Origin of the sequence: Cellulosimicrobium cellulans (assembly GCF_042723955.1) — a bacterium.
GTDB classification, from domain to species: Bacteria; Actinomycetota; Actinomycetes; order Actinomycetales; family Cellulomonadaceae; genus Cellulosimicrobium; species Cellulosimicrobium cellulans_H.
Map to the genome: position 1 here is coordinate 1 of NZ_JBHXIC010000080.1, position 16,072 is coordinate 16,072.

General features: G+C 74.9%; 17 protein-coding genes. 10 read left to right on the forward strand and 7 right to left on the reverse strand.

Features of this window, described 5'->3' with window-relative positions:
* Positions 1-192 precede the first annotated feature (192 nt).
* Positions 193-528 (forward strand): DUF3039 domain-containing protein, encoded by a 336-nt coding sequence (locus tag ACFWH7_RS17110; protein ID WP_141388733.1) that lies wholly within the window; start codon positions 193-195, stop codon positions 526-528.
* Positions 525-2,378: a DEAD/DEAH box helicase gene (locus tag ACFWH7_RS17115; protein WP_378218200.1), complete on the forward strand. Its 1,854-nt coding sequence runs from the start codon at positions 525-527 to the stop codon at positions 2,376-2,378. The genes ACFWH7_RS17110 and ACFWH7_RS17115 overlap by 4 nt, the downstream gene beginning before the upstream one ends.
* Before the next feature lie 139 nt (positions 2,379-2,517).
* On the opposite strand, the gene ACFWH7_RS17120 is transcribed toward ACFWH7_RS17115, so the two are convergent.
* On the reverse strand, positions 2,518-3,801 hold the full coding sequence (locus ACFWH7_RS17120) for a nicotinate phosphoribosyltransferase (protein WP_378218233.1): 1,284 nt from the start codon (positions 3,799-3,801) through the stop codon (positions 2,518-2,520).
* Positions 3,802-4,049: 248 nt separating this feature from the next.
* Between ACFWH7_RS17120 and clpS the strand changes: the two genes are divergently transcribed.
* The 6 genes from clpS (at position 4,050) to rdgB (ending at position 8,285) form a co-directional block, all read left to right on the forward strand.
* On the forward strand, positions 4,050-4,337 hold the full coding sequence (clpS, locus tag ACFWH7_RS17125; protein ID WP_047233255.1) for an ATP-dependent Clp protease adapter ClpS: 288 nt from the start codon (positions 4,050-4,052) through the stop codon (positions 4,335-4,337).
* Positions 4,334-5,002, forward strand: a complete 669-nt coding sequence (locus ACFWH7_RS17130; protein WP_378218202.1) for a DUF2017 family protein — start codon at positions 4,334-4,336, stop codon at positions 5,000-5,002. The genes clpS and ACFWH7_RS17130 overlap by 4 nt, the downstream gene beginning before the upstream one ends.
* 112 nt (positions 5,003-5,114) lie before the next feature.
* Positions 5,115-5,918, forward strand: a complete 804-nt coding sequence (gene murI, locus ACFWH7_RS17135; protein ID WP_378218204.1) for a glutamate racemase — start codon at positions 5,115-5,117, stop codon at positions 5,916-5,918.
* Complete coding sequence (locus ACFWH7_RS17140; protein ID WP_378218206.1) at positions 5,918-6,748, forward strand: MBL fold metallo-hydrolase; 831 nt, start codon at positions 5,918-5,920, stop codon at positions 6,746-6,748. Before murI ends, ACFWH7_RS17140 begins: the two co-directional genes overlap by 1 nt.
* Positions 6,749-6,840: 92 nt before the next feature.
* Complete coding sequence (rph, locus tag ACFWH7_RS17145; RefSeq protein WP_378218208.1) at positions 6,841-7,599, forward strand: ribonuclease PH; 759 nt, start codon at positions 6,841-6,843, stop codon at positions 7,597-7,599.
* Entirely contained in the window at positions 7,596-8,285 is a 690-nt protein-coding gene (gene rdgB / locus ACFWH7_RS17150; protein WP_378218210.1) for an RdgB/HAM1 family non-canonical purine NTP pyrophosphatase, read from the forward strand. Before rph ends, rdgB begins: the two co-directional genes overlap by 4 nt.
* On the opposite strand, the gene ACFWH7_RS17155 is transcribed toward rdgB, so the two are convergent.
* Complete coding sequence (locus ACFWH7_RS17155; protein WP_378218215.1) at positions 8,274-8,723, reverse strand: DUF3054 domain-containing protein; 450 nt, start codon at positions 8,721-8,723, stop codon at positions 8,274-8,276. The genes rdgB and ACFWH7_RS17155 overlap by 12 nt on opposite strands.
* A 111-nt stretch (positions 8,724-8,834) precedes the next feature.
* Here ACFWH7_RS17155 and ACFWH7_RS17160 point away from each other — a divergent pair, with 111 nt between their 5' ends.
* The gene (locus ACFWH7_RS17160; RefSeq protein ID WP_378218217.1) at positions 8,835-10,469 is read left to right on the forward strand and encodes an ABC-F family ATP-binding cassette domain-containing protein; all 1,635 of its coding nucleotides are present in this window, start codon (positions 8,835-8,837) and stop codon (positions 10,467-10,469) included.
* Between the two features lie 39 nt (positions 10,470-10,508).
* On the opposite strand, the gene ACFWH7_RS17165 is transcribed toward ACFWH7_RS17160, so the two are convergent.
* The 5 genes from ACFWH7_RS17165 to ACFWH7_RS17185 all read right to left on the reverse strand — a co-directional run bounded on the left by ACFWH7_RS17165 (position 10,509) and on the right by ACFWH7_RS17185 (position 15,502).
* On the reverse strand, positions 10,509-11,051 hold the full coding sequence (locus tag ACFWH7_RS17165) for a flavodoxin domain-containing protein (RefSeq protein WP_378218219.1): 543 nt from the start codon (positions 11,049-11,051) through the stop codon (positions 10,509-10,511).
* Between the two features lie 132 nt (positions 11,052-11,183).
* Complete coding sequence (locus tag ACFWH7_RS17170; RefSeq protein WP_378218221.1) at positions 11,184-11,846, reverse strand: Pr6Pr family membrane protein; 663 nt, start codon at positions 11,844-11,846, stop codon at positions 11,184-11,186.
* Entirely contained in the window at positions 11,843-12,412 is a 570-nt protein-coding gene (locus ACFWH7_RS17175) for an NUDIX hydrolase family protein (RefSeq protein WP_047233227.1), read from the reverse strand. The genes ACFWH7_RS17170 and ACFWH7_RS17175 overlap by 4 nt, the downstream gene beginning before the upstream one ends.
* 41 nt (positions 12,413-12,453) lie before the next feature.
* Positions 12,454-14,079: a pyridoxal phosphate-dependent decarboxylase family protein gene (locus tag ACFWH7_RS17180; protein ID WP_378218223.1), complete on the reverse strand. Its 1,626-nt coding sequence runs from the start codon at positions 14,077-14,079 to the stop codon at positions 12,454-12,456.
* Complete coding sequence (locus ACFWH7_RS17185) at positions 14,045-15,502, reverse strand: MFS transporter (RefSeq protein ID WP_378218225.1); 1,458 nt, start codon at positions 15,500-15,502, stop codon at positions 14,045-14,047. Before ACFWH7_RS17185 ends, ACFWH7_RS17180 begins: the two co-directional genes overlap by 35 nt.
* A gap of 131 nt (positions 15,503-15,633) precedes the next feature.
* On the opposite strand from ACFWH7_RS17185, the gene trxA reads away from it, so the two are divergent.
* Positions 15,634-16,017, forward strand: coding sequence for a thioredoxin (gene trxA, locus ACFWH7_RS17190; RefSeq protein ID WP_047233225.1), 384 nt, complete (start codon positions 15,634-15,636; stop codon positions 16,015-16,017).
* Positions 16,018-16,072: the final 55 nt, after the last annotated feature.

Below are 16,072 nucleotides of genomic sequence, written 5' to 3' on the forward strand. Positions count from 1 at the left end.
AACCGACCCGCCCCCCCCCTATAACACCCCCAAAAATCTCGGCGGCCGCGTCTGTGGTTTATAAGACCCCGGGCCACGCCCCTGGACCGCCGCGCCGGCGGGCTCTTCTCGTCGCCCTGCGGAGCGGTCCGCGGCAGTCGCGGACGAGGCCGCGCCCCACGGGTGTCGGCGCACCGACGTAGACTTCCCTCCATGATCGAACTCCGTGCGAGCACGCCCCCCGGGGGTCCTGAGGACCCGTTCCGGAACCCCGCGACCGAGCCGACGACCGGCACGTCGACCGGGGTGCTCGAGCGCGAGGAGACGCGCGAGCAGACCGAGCCGGGCGACCACGAGCGCTTCGCGCACTACGTGCGCAAGGAGAAGATCATGGAGTCCGCGCTCTCGGGCAAGCCGGTGATCGCGCTGTGCGGCAAGGTGTGGGTGCCCGGCCGCGACCCGAACAAGTTCCCCGTGTGCCCCACCTGCAAGGAGATCTACGAGGGTCTGCGGGACCCGCAGGACGGCGAGGGTGACTCCGGCAAGTGAGCGCGGAGCACCACACGACGTCCACCGGTCACTCCGTCCCTGACACCCGTAGCAGGACCACCCCACCCGCACCGCAGAGCCCGTCGTCGGCGGCGGCCTCGCACCTCTCGCCCGCGTTCCCGCGTCGAGCCCCGTGGGGCTCGGCGTCGAAGCTGCGCGCGTGGCAGGCCGAGGCCCTCGAGCTCTACCGCACGCGCGCGCCGCGGGACTTCCTCGCCGTCGCGACCCCCGGAGCAGGCAAGACGACGTTCGCGCTGCGCGTGGCGACGGAGCTCCTGGAGCAGGGCGTGGTGCGGCGGGTGACGGTCGTCGCGCCGACCGAGCACCTCAAGCACCAGTGGGCCGACGCCGCCGCGCGCGTCGGCATCCGCATCGACCCGAACTTCCGCAACAGCCAGGGCCGGCACGGCGCCCACTACGACGGTGTCGCGCTGACGTACGCGCAGATCGCCGCCAAGCCCGCGCTGCACGCGGCACGGACGACCGCCGACCGCACGCTCGTCATCCTCGACGAGGTGCACCACGGCGGCGACGCGCTGTCGTGGGGCGACGCGGTGCGCGAGGCGTTCGAGGACGCGACGCGACGTCTCGCCCTCACGGGTACACCCTTCCGGTCCGACACCGCGGCGATCCCGTTCGTCGAGTACGAGCGCGGCCCCGACGGCATCCGCCGCTCGCGCGCGGACTACACGTACGGCTACGGCGACGCGCTGCGCGACCACGTCGTGCGACCCGTGCTGTTCCTGTCGTACTCGGGCAACATGCGCTGGCGGACCAAGGCCGGGGACGAGGTGAGCGCGCGCCTCGGCGAGGCGCTCACCAAGGACATGACCGCCCAGGCGTGGCGCACCGCGCTCGACCCGAACGGCGAGTGGATCCCGTCGGTCCTCGCGGCAGCGGACAAGCGGCTCACCGAGGTGCGGCGAGCTATCCCCGACGCCGGGGGACTGGTCATCGCGACCGACCAGACCGACGCCCGCGCCTACGCGGGCCACCTCGCCCGCATCACGGGGAAGTCACCGACGGTCGTCCTCTCCGACGACGACGGGGCGAGCAGCCGCATCGAGGAGTTCTCCGACGGCGACGGCCGGTGGATGGTCGCCGTGCGCATGGTGTCGGAGGGCGTGGACGTCCCGCGCCTCGCCGTCGGCGTGTACGCGACCTCGACGGCGACCCCGCTGTTCTTCGCGCAGGCCGTCGGGCGGTTCGTGCGGGCGCGCAAGCGCGGTGAGACCGCGTCGGTGTTCCTGCCCAGCGTCCCGCACCTGCTGGAGCTCGCGAACGGGCTCGAGATCGAGCGCGACCACGCGCTCGACCGCCCGCTCACGGCAGAGGAGCAGGGCGAGGGCTTCAACCCCGAGGACGCGCTCCTGGCGGAGGCGAACCGCGAGGACAAGGCGTCGGGCGAGCTCGTCCAGGGCTCGTTCGAGGCGCTCGAGGCGCAGGCCTCGTTCGACCGCGTGCTGTTCGACGGCGGCGAGTTCGGGACGGGCGCGGACGTCGGGTCGGACGAGGAGCTCGACTTCCTCGGCCTGCCGGGCCTCCTCGACGCCGACCAGGTCACCACGCTCCTGCGCCAGCGCCAGGCGGACCAGATGAGCGCCCGCTCGAAGAACACGCAGCCGGCGGAGCGCGAGCGGTCCGAGATGGACCACCGTCGGGCGGCCGAGCTCCGCAAGGAGCTCCAGCAGCTCGTGTCCGCCTGGTCGCGCCGCAGCGGGCAGCCGCACGGCTCGGTGCACACCGAGCTGCGCCGCCGCTGCGGCGGCCCTGAGGTCCCGCTCGCGACGGTCGAACAGCTCGACGCCCGCGTCGCGACCGTCCGCGGCTGGTTCGTCGGCAAGCGGTAGCGCCCGGTCATCGGTCTCGGTTCGCGATCCCGCGACCGGTTCCGCCGTCGCCGTCGGGGCTCCGGCCCACGTGGCGGGTTCCGCGGTCGTGGTCGGCAACCGCGGTTCTCCCTCGGCAACCGCAGTTCCACCTCGGCGGTCAGGGGAGCGTGTGCACGACCGTCGGGATGGCCGGGTCGCCGGCGGAGAGGCGGCGGGCGCCGCGGGGCAGCTCCGCGCGGGCCTCGCGGTGGCGGTGCGCGGCGTTCTGGACGCCGTAGGACCCGACCCAGCGCGAGTCGACCGCGCCGTCGACGACGAGCGGGACCTGGATCGGGCGGAGGTCGCCGTCGTCAGGCTCCCACTCCTGGACGGCGAGGTCGGCGCCGGTGACGACGACCTCCTCGACCGCGCGCCCGTCGACGTCGTACCGGCGCGCGGCGACCTTGCGCCCGCCGGTGCTGGTCTTGGCCGTGGACGCCTTCGCGACGGGCTGGAGCACGCCGGAGGCGTCGGCGCGGGCGACGAGCTTGTAGACCATCCCGCACGTCGGCGCGCCGGAGCCGGTCACGAGCGACGTGCCGACGCCGTAGGAGTCGACCGGGGCGGCGGCGAGCGACGCGATGGCGTACTCGTCGAGGTCGGACGTGACGGTGATCTTCGTGTCGTGCGCGCCGAGGGAGTCGAGCTGGCGGCGCACCTCGACGGCGAGGACACCGAGGTCGCCCGAGTCGAGTCGGACGGCACCGAGGCGTCCGCCAGCAGCGCGGACCGCGTTCTGGACGCCCTTGCGCACGTCGTAGGTGTCGACGAGGAGGGTCGTCCCGGGCCCGAGGGAGGCGACCTGCGACGCGAAGGCGGACTCCTCGTCGTCGTGCAGGAGCGTGAAGGCGTGCGCGGCGGTACCGATGGTCGCGAGCCCGTAGCGGCGTCCCGCCTCGAGGTTCGACGTCCCGGCGAAACCGCCGACGACGGCGGCGCGCGCCGCGGCGACGGCGGCCTGCTCGTGCGCGCGGCGCGCGCCCATCTCGAGGCAGGGGCGCTCGACGGCGGCGCTCGTCATGCGCGACGCGGCGGACGCGACCGCGGAGTCGTAGTTGAGGATCGACAGCACGAGCGTCTCGAGGAGGACGGCCTCGGCGAAGGTGCCTTCGACGGTCATCACGGGCGACTGCGGGAAAAAGACCTCGCCCTCGGCGTACCCGGTGATCGTGCCGGTGAACCGGTAGCTCTCGAGGAACTCGAGCGTGCGGTCGTCGACGACGGACTGCGCGTGCAGCCAGTCGAGCTCCTCGGCCCCGAAGCGGAACGACGAGAGCGCCTCGAGGACGCGACCGGTCCCCGCGAGGACCCCGTACCGGCGCCCCGAGGGCAGGCGGCGCGTGAAGACCTCGAAGAGGCAGTGCCGGTCGGCGGTGCCGTCCGCGAGCGCGGCCTGGAGCATCGTCAGCTCGTACCGGTCGGTGAGGAGCGCGGTCGACGCGACCGGCTGGTAGGGCGGCCGCTGCGTGCCGACCTGCGGCGAGGCAGCGCTGTCGGTGGGGGAGAGGGCGACGCTGCCCGGGTCGGCGAGGCTCATGCGGAATACGGTAGGGCAGCCGTCGACGACGTGGGCGCCGACAGGCCCACGAATACAGTGGTGGCGTGAGCCCCCAGCCGATCTTCACCCGCGCCGTCGGCGCGCGGGCGTCCGTGACCGTGCCCGAGGAGGCGACCCGGGTCGACGAGACCGTCCTCCCTGACAGCCCGTGGGTCACCCTCGTGTGGAACGACCCGGTCAACCTCATGAGCTACGTCGCGTACGTGTTCGAGTCCTACTTCGGGTACGCCGCGGAGCGCGCCCACGAGCTCATGCTCCAGGTGCACCAGGAAGGTCGCGCCGTCGTGTCGACGGGTGACCGCGAGCGCATGGAGGTGGACGTGCAGGCGATGCACTCGTTCGGGCTGTGGGCGACGCTCCAGAAGGACGGCGAGCAGTGAGGCCGTTCCGCGCCGAGGCGCACGGGTACGTCGCGGAGCTCGAGCCGTCGGAGCGGATCGTGCTGGCCCAGCTCGCGGGCGATGTCGCGCAGATGCTCCAGGAGGGCGTGCCGGGACGGGCACCGGGGGAGCCCGGACCGTCCGCGCCCGACGACGCGTGGTCACCTCCCGGCTGGACGGGCCCGCTGCCCGGCGGGCACGCGACGGACGCGACACCGCCGCCGGACCCGGCGGTGCGGCGTCTGCTCCCGGACGCGTCGGACGACGTCGAGGTGGCGACCGAGTTCCGGCGGTTCACGCAGGACGACCTGGCCGCGCGCAAGGTCGGGCGGCTGGTGCTGCTGGCGCGCATGCTCGTGGACTCGGAGCCGTCCGAGGTGGCGCCGTTCGCGGTCGCCCGCGAGGAGGCCGAGGACGTCGCGGGGGCGCTGACGGACGTGCGCCTCGTGCTCGCCGAGCGCCTCGGGCTGCGGACCGACGAGCAGGTCGAGGGTCTGTACGACGAGCTGGACCGCGAGGGCGACGACGGCCCGGACGACGGCGAGGTGGGCGGCGCGCCGCGCCGGTTCCTCGTGAGCGTGTTCCTGCTCACGGGCCTGCTCCAGGAGTCGCTCGTGGACGGCATGCTCGCCGACCTCAGGGCGGGGCGCGGCGGAGGGTCCTGAGCGCCGGCCCTGAGGGGCGGGCCCGAACGGCAGCCATCCTGTGGGCGCTGCCACAGGCGGGAGCCGCGGTTCGGTGCGCCCCGCGCGCGGGCGCGCCAGTAGGCTCGGGCGGGTGAACGACGCTCCCATCGGGATCTTCGACTCGGGCGTGGGCGGCCTGACCGTCGCGCGCTCGATCCTGGACCAGCTTCCGAACGAGTCCCTCCTCTACATCGGGGACACCGCGAACGGCCCCTACGGGCCCAAGCCGCTCGCGGCGGTCCGGGCGATGGCGCTGGCGATCATGGACCAGCTCGTCGACGACGGCGTGAAGATGCTCGTCATCGCGTGCAACTCGGCCTCCTCGGCGGTCCTGCGCGACGCGCGCGAGCGGTACACGCAGCGCCACGGCCTGCCGGTCGTCGAGGTGATCCTCCCGGCGGCGCGGCGCGCGGTCGCGGCGACGCGTTCGGGGCGGATCGGGGTCATCGGGACGCGCGCCACCATCACGTCGCGGTCCTACGAGGACGCGTTCGCCGTCACGCCGGGCCTGCAGCTGACGACCCAGGCGTGCCCGGACTTCGTGCCCCTCGTCGAGCAGGGCGTGACGTCGGGGCCCGAGGTGCTGGAGGTCGCGCACCGCTACCTCGACCCGGTCAAGGCGGCGGGCGTCGACACGCTGGTGCTCGGGTGCACGCACTACCCGCTCCTGACGGGCGCGATCTCCTACGTCATGGGCGAGGAGGTCACGCTCGTGTCGAGCGCGGAGGAGACCGCCAAGGACGTGTACCGCACTCTCGTCGCGCACGACCTCGAGCGCTCGCGCGACGCGGGGCCGCCGCAGCACCGCTTCCTCGCGACGGGGAGCGCGGAGCCGTTCGAGCACCTGGCGCGCCGCTTCCTCGGCCCCGAGGTGCTCAGCGTGGAGGCCGCCTGATGCGCCTCGTCACGGTCGGATGCTCGGGGTCGTTCGCCGGTCCGGACTCGCCCGCGTCGTCGTACCTCGTCCAGGTCCCGGCCGCGGAGGCCGCGGCCGCGGGGTTCGAGGCGCGCGACTGGAACGTCGTGCTCGACCTGGGCAACGGGGCGCTGGGTGCGCTCCAGCGGTTCGTGGACCCGCTCGACCTCGACGCCGTCGCGCTGTCGCACCTGCACCCCGACCACTTCGTCGACGTCTGTGGCCTGTACGTCTACCTGCGCTACCACCCCGAGCGCGGCTCGACCCGGACCGGGGTGCCGAGCCGGCTGACGGTGCTCGGTCCGTCGGGGACGGCCGGGCGCATCGAGGCGGCGTACGGCGTCGAGCCGGGCGACGGGATGAGCGAGGAGCTCGACGTGCGGGTCTGGGAGCCGGGCGTGCCCGTGCGGGTCGGGCCGCTCACGCTGGAGCCGTACCGCGTCTTCCACCCGGTCGAGGCGTACGGGGTGCGGGTCACCGGCCCGTCGTCGCTGCGGCCGGGCGAGCAGGCCGTGCTCGCGTACACGGGCGACACGGACGCGTGCGACGGCGTCGTCGAGCTCGCGCGCGACGCCGACCTGCTGCTGTCGGAGGCCGCGTTCCACGAGGGCCGCGACGACGGCGTCGAGCGCGGCATCCACCTCACGGGGCGCCGGGCGGGCGAGGTCGCGACGGCGGCCGGCGCGCACCGCCTGGTGCTGACGCACCTCCCCGCATGGAACGACCCCGAGCGCTCGCGCGCGGAGGCCCGCGAGTCGTACGCGGGCCAGGTCGACGTGGCGACGACCGGCGCGGTCTTCGACCTCTAGCCGCTGAGTGCATGAAATAGTCGCGCCGCAGGCCGATCGGCGCGACTATTTCATGCACTCAGCGGGTGGCGGGGGGTCGGTAGGGTGGCCGCATGACCAACCCTGCCTCTTCCGCGGTCGCGCGCGCCGACGGCCGCACGCCCGACCAGCTCCGCCCCGTGACCATCACCCGCCACTGGCTCGACCAGGCCGAGGGCAGCGTGCTCGTCGAGTTCGGCCGCACGCGCGTGCTGTGCGCGGCGTCGTTCACGGAGGGCGTGCCGCGCTGGCGCAAGGGGTCCGGCGAGGGCTGGGTCACCGCCGAGTACGCGATGCTGCCGCGCGCGACGAACGAGCGCAGCCAGCGCGAGTCGGTCAAGGGCAAGATCGGCGGGCGCACGCACGAGATCTCGCGCCTCATCGGGCGGTCCCTGCGTGCGATCATCGACGTCTCGGCGCTCGGCGAGAACACGATCGTGCTGGACTGCGACGTCCTCCAGGCCGACGGCGGCACGCGCACCGCCGCGATCACGGGCGCCTACGTCGCGCTGGCCGACGCCGTCGCGTGGGGCCAGCGGCACGGGCACATCAAGGGCGGCAAGCCGGTCCTCACCGACTCGGTCGCGGCCGTGAGCGTCGGGATCATCGACGGCACGCCCATGCTCGACCTCCCCTACGTCGAGGACGTGCGAGCCGAGACGGACATGAACGTCGTCGTCACGGGCTCGGGCACGTTCGTCGAGGTGCAGGGCACGGCGGAGCACGCCCCGTTCGACCGCGCGGAGCTCGACGCGCTCCTCGACCTCGCGGTGGCGGGCACCGCCGACCTCACCGCGATCCAGCGCGCGGCGCTCGCGACGGACGCGCGGTGAGCGGCGCGCCCGAGGCGACGGTCGTCGTGCCCGACGGCGCGCGCCTGGTCCTCGCGACGCACAACCCGGGCAAGATCGCCGAGCTGCGCGCCATCTTCGCGGCCGAGCTCGACGCGCACCCGGGGCTCGAGCTGGCGCCCGAGGCGATCGTCGGCGCGGGCGACGTCGGGGCGCCCGAGCCCGTCGAGGACGGCGTGACGTTCGCGGAGAACGCGCTCATCAAGGCGCGCGCGCTCGTCGCGGCCACGGGGCTGCCGGCGGTCGCCGACGACTCGGGCCTCGCCGTCGACGTGCTGGGCGGCGCCCCCGGGATCTTCTCGGCGCGGTGGGCCGGGCGCCACGGCGACGACGTCGCGAACCTCGAGCTCCTGCTCGCCCAGCTCGGGGACGTGCGCGCCGAGCACCGCGCAGCGGGCTTCGTGTGCGCGGCGGCGCTCGTCACGCCCGACGGCACCGAAGTGGTGCGGACGGGGGAGATGCGGGGGACCCTGCTCACCGCACCGCGTGGGGAGAACGGCTTCGGGTACGACCCGATCCTGCTGCCGGACGAGCAGCCGGGCGGCGTCGAGAACGGCGTCCGGTCCGCGGCCGAGCTGAGCCCGGCGGAGAAGAACGCGATCAGCCACCGCGGCAAGGCGTTCCGCGCCCTCGCTCCGGACGTCGTCGCCGCCCTGTCAGCGCGGTAGCGGGCCGCCGGCGAGGTCGCGTTCGCGGCGGCGCCGGTCGCCCGGCCGGAGCACGCCCACGAGCGCGACCACGCCGCGCCAACCCAGCATCGTGACCGCGAGGAACCCGAAGGACACGAGCTGGAACGCCGGGGCGACGCCCTGGCCGGTGAGGACGCGGAGGAGGACGCCGAGCGCCCAGGCGCAGCCCCAGACGACCACTCCCGCCGGCCACAGGGCCCACGGGCGGCGCCACGCGCGCGTGACGAGCCAGCCCAGCGCGGCGCCCGCCGCGAACGGCCAGGCGACGACGAGCAGCCGGGCCATGCCCTCGTCGGCGGAGTGCGTCGCGAGGCCCCCGCTCGCGAGCGCCAGGACGCACGCGACGTCGGCGAGCGCGGCGAGCAGGACGAGCCCGGGGCGACGCGGGGCCGCTCCGGTGGGCGCGAGGTCGGTCATGCTCACGACCGTACCCCGCCCACGCGCACGACCCGTCCGGCCGAGTCCGCCACCCGGGAGGCCGGTCTCGCGACGCAGGGGATCGACCACGCGGAACATAAGGTTGTCCGCGTGCATCTCGCCGCCGACGACCTCGCCTTCGCCTACCCCGGACGTCCCGTCCTCGACGGCGTGAGCCTGCGTGTTGCCGGAGGGACGCGGCTGGGCGTCGTGGGGGAGAACGGCACGGGCAAGTCGACGCTGCTGCACGTGCTCGCGGGCGACCTGATCCCCGGCCGCGGCGAGGTCCGCCGCGCGGGTTCGCTCGCGCTCGTCGAGCAGGAGCTCGCGATCGAGCCCGGCCAGACGGTCGGCACGCTCGTCGCCGCGACGCTCAGCGGGCTGCGCGCGGTCGCCGCGGAGCTCGAGGCGGCCGCCCGCGACTTCGACCACGAGGCAGGGGACCTCGCCGAGCTCACGGAGATCCTCGCGCGGGCAGAGCACCTCGCCGTGTGGGACGCCGACCGCCGCGTCGACGTCGCGTTGTCCCGTCTCGGCGCGTGCCGCGACCGGGACCGCGAGCTCGCGACCCTGTCGGTCGGCGAGCGCTACCGCGTGCGCCTCGCGTGCCGGCTCGCGGAGCGCGCCGACCTGCTGCTCCTCGACGAACCCACCAACCACCTCGACACCGGGGGGATCGACTTCCTCACGGGCGAGCTCGTCGCATGGCGCGGGGGAGTGGTCATGGTCACGCACGACCGCCAGCTCCTCGACGACGTCGCGACCGAGATCCTCGACCTCGACCCCGCCATGGACGGGAAGCCGGTGCTCTACGGGCAGCCGGGCTACCTGTCCTACCGGTTCGCCAAGAACCAGGCGCTGCACCGCTGGCGCCAGCGCTTCCGCGCCGAGCAGAAGCGCGCGGAGAAGCTCGCCGCCGTGCTCGACGCGTCGTACGAGGGCCTGTCCGACGAGTGGCGCCCGCCCAAGGGCAGCCAGAAGCACCGCCGTGCGACGCGCTCCCGCATCCACGTCAAGGCCGCGGACCGGCGCCTCCAGCAGCTCGAGGCCGAGGCCGTCGAGGTCCCCGTGCCGCCGCTCCAGCTCGTCTTCCCCGAGCTCCCCGCGATGTCGTCCGGCTGGGACCCGGGCGACCCGGTGCTCGAGCTGCGCAGCCCGCGCGTCGGGCCCGACGGCGGCGCGCGCCTCGACCTGCCCGGGACCCGGGTCGCGCTCCCGCCCAGCGGGCGGCTCCTGGTGACCGGGCCGAACGGGAGCGGGAAGTCGACGTTCCTCGCGGCGCTCGCGGGCCTGGTGCCCCTCGACCGCGGCACGCGGTCCGTGGTCGACGGCGCACGGCTGGGCGTCGTCGCGCAGGAGGGCCCGGCGCTGCCCCCTGCGGCGGAGGGCCGCACCGGGTTCGACGAGTACGCACGGGAGGCCCTCGAGCTCCTCGACGCGAACCGGCTGGACCCGGACCACCTCGTACCGGTCGCCTTCCTCGGCCTGCTCACCGAGGAGGACCTGGAGCGGCCGCTGCGCGAGCTGTCCGCGGGGCAGCGGCGCCGGTTCGACCTGGCCCGGGCGCTCCTGGCCGCGCCGCACGTGCTGATCCTCGACGAGCCGACCAACCACCTCTCGATCGACCTCGTCGACGAGCTCACGCAGGCGCTGCGGGTCACGCCAGCGGCCGTGGTCGTCGCGACGCACGACCGGCGCATGCGCGAGGACCTCGAGGACTGGCCGCGGCTCGAGCTCGCGGGCTGACCGGGGCGGCGGTCTTCGCCGACCCGGCGAGCCGCTCTCTCAGCGGCCCTCGACCGGGCTGCCCGCCGGGACGAGGAGCTTGCCCAGCGCGCGGCCCCATGCCCGCGCGCGGTCCAGCTCGCCGTCGTCGAGCGGCCCCTCGACGTCCCCGACGTAGAACGACGCCGGGGGAGCAGCCAGGCGGAACCCCGCGCGGCGCAGCACCTTGGCCGCCCCGCGGGCGGCGGAGCCGGGCAGCGGCTTGACCTTGGTGACGCGCGTGTCGAACGTCGCGGCGAGGCGTGCCTCCCCCTGGCGCGGGACGGACTCGACCCACTCGCGCAAGCCCGTCGCGCGGTCGGACACGTCGCCGCTCGCGCGCTGCACCGCCTCGGCGCGGGTCGCGGGCCGGGTCATGCCGAACGCGTGGGTGGGGCCTCCGGCGACCACGAGGCCCATGTGCCGGAGCGCGTCGGGGCTCGCCGCCGGGTCGGTCACGTCGACCACCATGACGCGGACCGTCTCGCTCAGCCCCTCGGCGACGGCCTGCGCGACCCGCTCGCTGTTCCCGTACATCGACTCGTAGACCACTGCGGCATCCATGGCGCACCCCTTCGTCGTACGCCCGTCCGGAGCGGACGGGTCCCCTCCCTCCAGCGTCGGTGCAGGGGGACGCCCGACCCAGGGCCGAGGGGACGGAGGTCGGGGGCCGTTGGTCCCCTTGCGGGACGGGCGTCAGGGGGCCGGGCGCAGCCGCGCGTCGACGAGGCGCACGAGCCACGCGAGGAGGAGGAAGACGACGGCGACGACCGCGGTGTTGACCAGCGCCCGCGCGAGCCCCCACGCCTCCACGTCGAGGAAGGGGTAGGGGTACCAGCCGACGACGGCGCCACGGACGAACGTGTACGCGATCCACGCGAGGGGGTAGGCGACCGACCACCAGACCGTCGCGGAGCCTGTCCGCGGCCGCGGCCCGACGAGGAGCCACGCGCCGACCGCGAGCACGGGCGCGAGCAGGTGCAGGAGCAGGTTCGAGACCTGGCCGGCGGCGCTCAGCTCGGCGAGGCCGCGGAGCACGGTGTGGTAGACGATCCCGGTGACGGCGATGCACAGCAGCGCGTCGAGGTGGGCGACGCGGAAGACCGGGCCGTCGCGCTCGGGCCGCACCGCGAGGAGGAGCGAGACGACCCCGACGAGCAGGTTCGACTGGATCGTGAAGTAGGAGAAGAGGCGCACGAGGCGTTCGGCCTGGCTCGGTGCGGTGCCGGGTCCGTCGACGAGCGCGATGACGAGCTCCATGACGATGCCGGTGAGCGCGGCGAGCGCCACGAGCGCGTGCAGCACACGGGCTGCCGCGAGCCGACGTCCCGACGCCGGGACGCGCGGCGCGCCGGTCACGGCAGGCGGCCCACGTACGCCATCGCCTGGCGCAGCAGCACCCCCTGGCCGCCGCGCATCTCGAGCTGGACCTCGTCGCTGCACGCCTGCTCGGGCGTGAGCCACGCGAGCTCGAGCGCGTTCTGCTGCGGACGGCAGTCGCCCGTCACCGGGACGACGTACGCGAGGGACACCGCGTGCTGACGGGGGTCGTGGTAGGAGGTGATGCCGGGCGTCGGGAAGTACTCGGCGACCGTGAACGGCTGCGGCGACGCGGGGACCTGAGGGAGCGCGACCGGGCCGAGGTCCTTCTCGATGTGCCGCAGCAGGGCGTCACGGATGCGCTCGTGGAACATCACGCGGCCGGAGACGAGGGCGCGCGTCATCATGCCCTCGGGCGTGACGCGCAGCAGGAGCCCGACGGCGACCACGTCGCCGGAGTCGTCGACCCGCACCGGGACGGCGTCGACGTAGACGAGCGGGAGCTGCGCGCGCGCCACCGCGATCTCCTCCGGGCTGAGCCAGCCCGCGGGTCGCGGGTTCTCGTGGGAGAAGTCGTCGGGCGTGAAGTCGGCGGTGTCGGTCACGCGACTGTTCTACCCCGTGCGGTGCGACGGGGCGAGTTCGCTCACGGCGCGCCGGGCTCGGAGGGCGGCTCGGCGACCCGCGCGACGATCTCGACGAGGGCGCGCTCCGCGACGGGCGCCGGCAGCACCTCCATGACCGCCATGAGCGGTGCGAGCCGGTCGGGCAGGACGGAGCGGCTCGTGCCACCGCTCTCCCCGTGGGGCTCGCCACCGTCCGTGGCGAGCGCCGCGAGCAGCGCCTCCCAGACGGCGTCCGCGGTGGGCTCCGCCGCACCGTGGCCCGGTACCGGGGCGAAGGCCCCGGCGAGGGCGCCGAGGACGGCGCTCACGTCCGGGCGTGGTTCGCCACGCACGACGTCGGCGCCCCGGACCAGCGCCGCCACGAGGTCGTCGAGGCCGGCCTCCGTCACGGGGGTGACGGTGAGGTGGGTCGTGTGCGGCAGGTGCGTGCCGTCGTCCTGCGCGAGCCCCGGCTGCGGCTGGAGGACCCACCCGAGCGACCGGACGGCGTCGGCCCACTGGTGCGGGTCGACCTGCCGCGCGGCGGGGACGGACTCGTCGCAGGCCACCGCGACGAGGGGACCGGTCGGGCGGCCGACGACGCGCAGCCCGTCGATCCCGTCGATCGCCTCGCGCAGGGCCCGGGTCGCGCGCACGCAGCGCGCGGTGAGGGCCGTGTACCCGGCTGTGCCGAGGGCCTGGCTCACCGCCCACGCCGCCGCGAGCGGGGCCGCCGAGCGTGAGCCCGACGTCGTCGGGTTGACCACCGGGTAGCCGGGCCAGCCCGTCGTCGCGAAGAACTGGCGGCGCTGGCGGTCGCGGCCGCGGACGAGCAGGACCGACGTGCCCTTGGGCGCGTAGCCGTACTTGTGCACGTCGGCGGAGATGCTCGTCACGCCGGGCACGGAGAAGTCGAAGGCCGGCACCCGCTCTCCGCCCGCGCCCTCCCAGAACGGCAGGACCCACCCGCCGACGCACGCGTCCACGTGCACCGGGACGCCGCGCGCGGAGGCCGCGGCGGCGACCTCGGCGACGGGGTCGACGACGCCGTGCGGGTACGACGGCGCGGACACGACGACGAGCGCGACGTCGTCGTCGAGCTCCGCGACGAGGTCGGCGGCCGTGAGGGTCCCGGTCCCGGGGTCGACCGGCACGAGCGTGAGGTCGACGTCGAGGTACAGCGCGGCCTTGCGGAACGCCGCGTGCACGCTCACCGGCGCGACGACGCGAGGGCGCACGCCGGGCCGGGCCGCGCGCGCGGCGTCGCGGGCGATCTTCACCGCGAGCAGGCAGCTCTCGGTCCCGCCCGAGGTCACCGAGCCCACGACCGCGTCCGGCCCCGTGGCGGCACCGCGGAGCATGGCCCGGGCGAAGGCGACCAGCTCGGACTCCATGACGGCGACCGACGTGAACGTCGTCGGGTCGAGGCCGTTGACGGGCTGGACCGCGCGGGCCGCCGCGGCGGCGAGCTCGTCGAGCTCGGCGAGGCCCGGGTCGTAGACGTAGGACAGGACACGGCCGCCGTGCGTCGGGGCGTCCGCGGCGCGGAGCGTGGCGAGCCGGTCGAGGATCCCGTCCGTGCGCAGCGGGACGTCGCCGGTCGGAGGCGCCCCGGGGCGCTCCGAGGAGGCGTCAGTCGCGGGCTCGGTCGGTCGGGGCGTGGTCACGCGGCAGCTCCGGTGCTGTGTCGTCGATGTCCCCCTTGCGCAGACCGTACCTCACGAGCGGGAGGAGGCTCAGCAGGACGAGCGCGGCGGGCACGACCGAGAAGGAGAGCGCGATCCCGTCCACCGCGGCGCCGGGCTGGGCGACCGTCTCGCCGGCCCGCGTCGACACGTACCCGGTGACGCCGAGGACGACCGAGAGCACCGCGGCGCCGAGTGCCATGCCCGTCGTCTCGCCCGCCGTCCACACGCCGCTGAACGCCCCGCCGCGGCCCTCGCCGTGCGTGCGCGCGTCGTGGGCGATGACGTCCGGGAGCATCGCGAGCGGGAGCGCCTGCATGCCCGCGTAGGCGATCCCGGCGAGCGCCGTCGGCACGTACACCCAGGCGCCGGGGGACCACAGGAGCGGGATCATGCCGAGCGCGGCGACCGCGAAGAGCGCCGTGGCGACGACGAACCCGCGCTCCTTCCCGTCGCGGCGCGCGAGCCGGGTCCACAGCGGCATGCAGAGCAGGGCGGGGGCGATGAGCGCGGCGAAGAGGTAGCTCACCGCAGCCTCGTCGTGCAGCACGTAGCGGGCGACGTACGCCGCGCCCGCGAGCATGAGGCCGGTGGCGACCGCCTGGAGGAAGAACGCGGCGAGCAGCGTGCGGAACGGCCGTGAGCGGCGCAGCGCGTCGAACGCCTCGCGGACCGCGAGGGTCCACGCGCGCGAGGCGGACGTCGAGGCGGCGGGGGCGAGCGGCGTCGTCGTCCCGGCGGGCGAACCACCGTCCCGGACGTCGTACGGGCGCGGGGCGACGCGCGGAGCGACGCGCGACGCGACGAGCATGCCCACGCCGATGATCACGCCCGACACGACACCCATGACGAGGTAGCCCGAGGTCGAGTCGCCGCCCCCGCGCAGCGCCGGGCCACCGGCGCCGAACAGGAGGATGGCGAACGCGAGCGCCGCGACGCGCCACGCGAGCAGGCGCGTGCGGCCGTCGTAGGTGGGGTCGAGCTCGGCCGGCAGGGCGATGTAGGGGACCTGGAAGAGGGAGAACGCCGTCGCGGCGAGGAGGAACGCGACGAGCACCCAGATCGCCGCGGCGGTCGGTCCCGCCGCGGCGGGGACGGCGAAGGTCAGCGCGAAGAAGACGGGCAGCGTGAGGGCGCCGATCGTCATGAAGCGTCGGCGCGAGCCGGTGCGGGCGAGGTCGCGGTCGGAGCCGTACCCGATGAACGGGTCGATGACGACGTCCCAGACCTTCGCCCCGGTGACGATGAGCCCCGCGACCGCGGCGGGGACCGCGAGCGCATCGGTCAGGTACACGAGCAGCACGAGCCCGGGCAGGGTGCCGAAGCCCCCGGTGCCGACCGAGCCGGCGGCGTAGCCGGCGATCGTGGTGCGCGAGAGCCGAGGGGAGGTGGTGGCGTTCGTCACAGGGGCAGCGTAGAGGCTGGTCGGGCGAGCGGCGGGCCGGGGCACGTGACGCACCCGGGGGCGAGGGGAATACGTGGGGGAAGATCGTTGCTCTACGAGGCAGACACCCCACCGTCCCAGGAGGATCATCCATGGCCACGCAGACGCTCACCGAGTCCACCTTCGAGCAGACGATCACGGAGAACGACATCGTCCTCGTCGACTTCTGGGCCGACTGGTGCGGACCGTGCAAGATGTTCGCCCCCGTGTTCGAGGCGTCGTCGGAGGAGAACCCGGACGTGGTGCACGGCAAGATCGACACCGAGGCCGAGCGCGGCCTCGCCGCGGCCGCGAACATCACGTCCATCCCGACGCTCATGGCCTTCCGCGAGGGCATCCTCGTCTTCTCCCAGCCGGGCGCGCTCCCCGCTCCCGCGCTCAAGCAGGTCGTGGACGCCGTCAAGGGCCTCGACATGGAGGACGTCCGCCGCCAGATCGCCGCGGCGAACGACGGCACCCCGGCGCAGGACGCCTGACCCGCCTCCGCGCACACGAACGGCCCGGCGCCCCCGGGGGGGGGGGGGCGCCCCC

What these genes read in the sequence shown, in the direction of transcription:
- ACFWH7_RS17110 (WP_141388733.1), top strand. Translation starts at nt 193, where the DNA reads ATGATCGAACTCCGTGCGAGCACGCCCCCCGGGGGTCCTGAGGACCCG.
- ACFWH7_RS17120 (WP_378218233.1), bottom strand. Translation starts at nt 3,801, where the DNA reads ATGCTCCAGGCCGCGCTCGCGGACGGCACCGCCGACCGGCACTGCCTC.
- ACFWH7_RS17140 (WP_378218206.1), top strand. Translation starts at nt 5,918, where the DNA reads ATGCGCCTCGTCACGGTCGGATGCTCGGGGTCGTTCGCCGGTCCGGAC.
- rph (WP_378218208.1), top strand. Translation starts at nt 6,841, where the DNA reads ATGACCAACCCTGCCTCTTCCGCGGTCGCGCGCGCCGACGGCCGCACG.
- ACFWH7_RS17155 (WP_378218215.1), bottom strand. Translation starts at nt 8,723, where the DNA reads ATGACCGACCTCGCGCCCACCGGAGCGGCCCCGCGTCGCCCCGGGCTC.
- ACFWH7_RS17165 (WP_378218219.1), bottom strand. Translation starts at nt 11,051, where the DNA reads ATGGATGCCGCAGTGGTCTACGAGTCGATGTACGGGAACAGCGAGCGG.
- trxA (WP_047233225.1), top strand. Translation starts at nt 15,634, where the DNA reads ATGGCCACGCAGACGCTCACCGAGTCCACCTTCGAGCAGACGATCACG.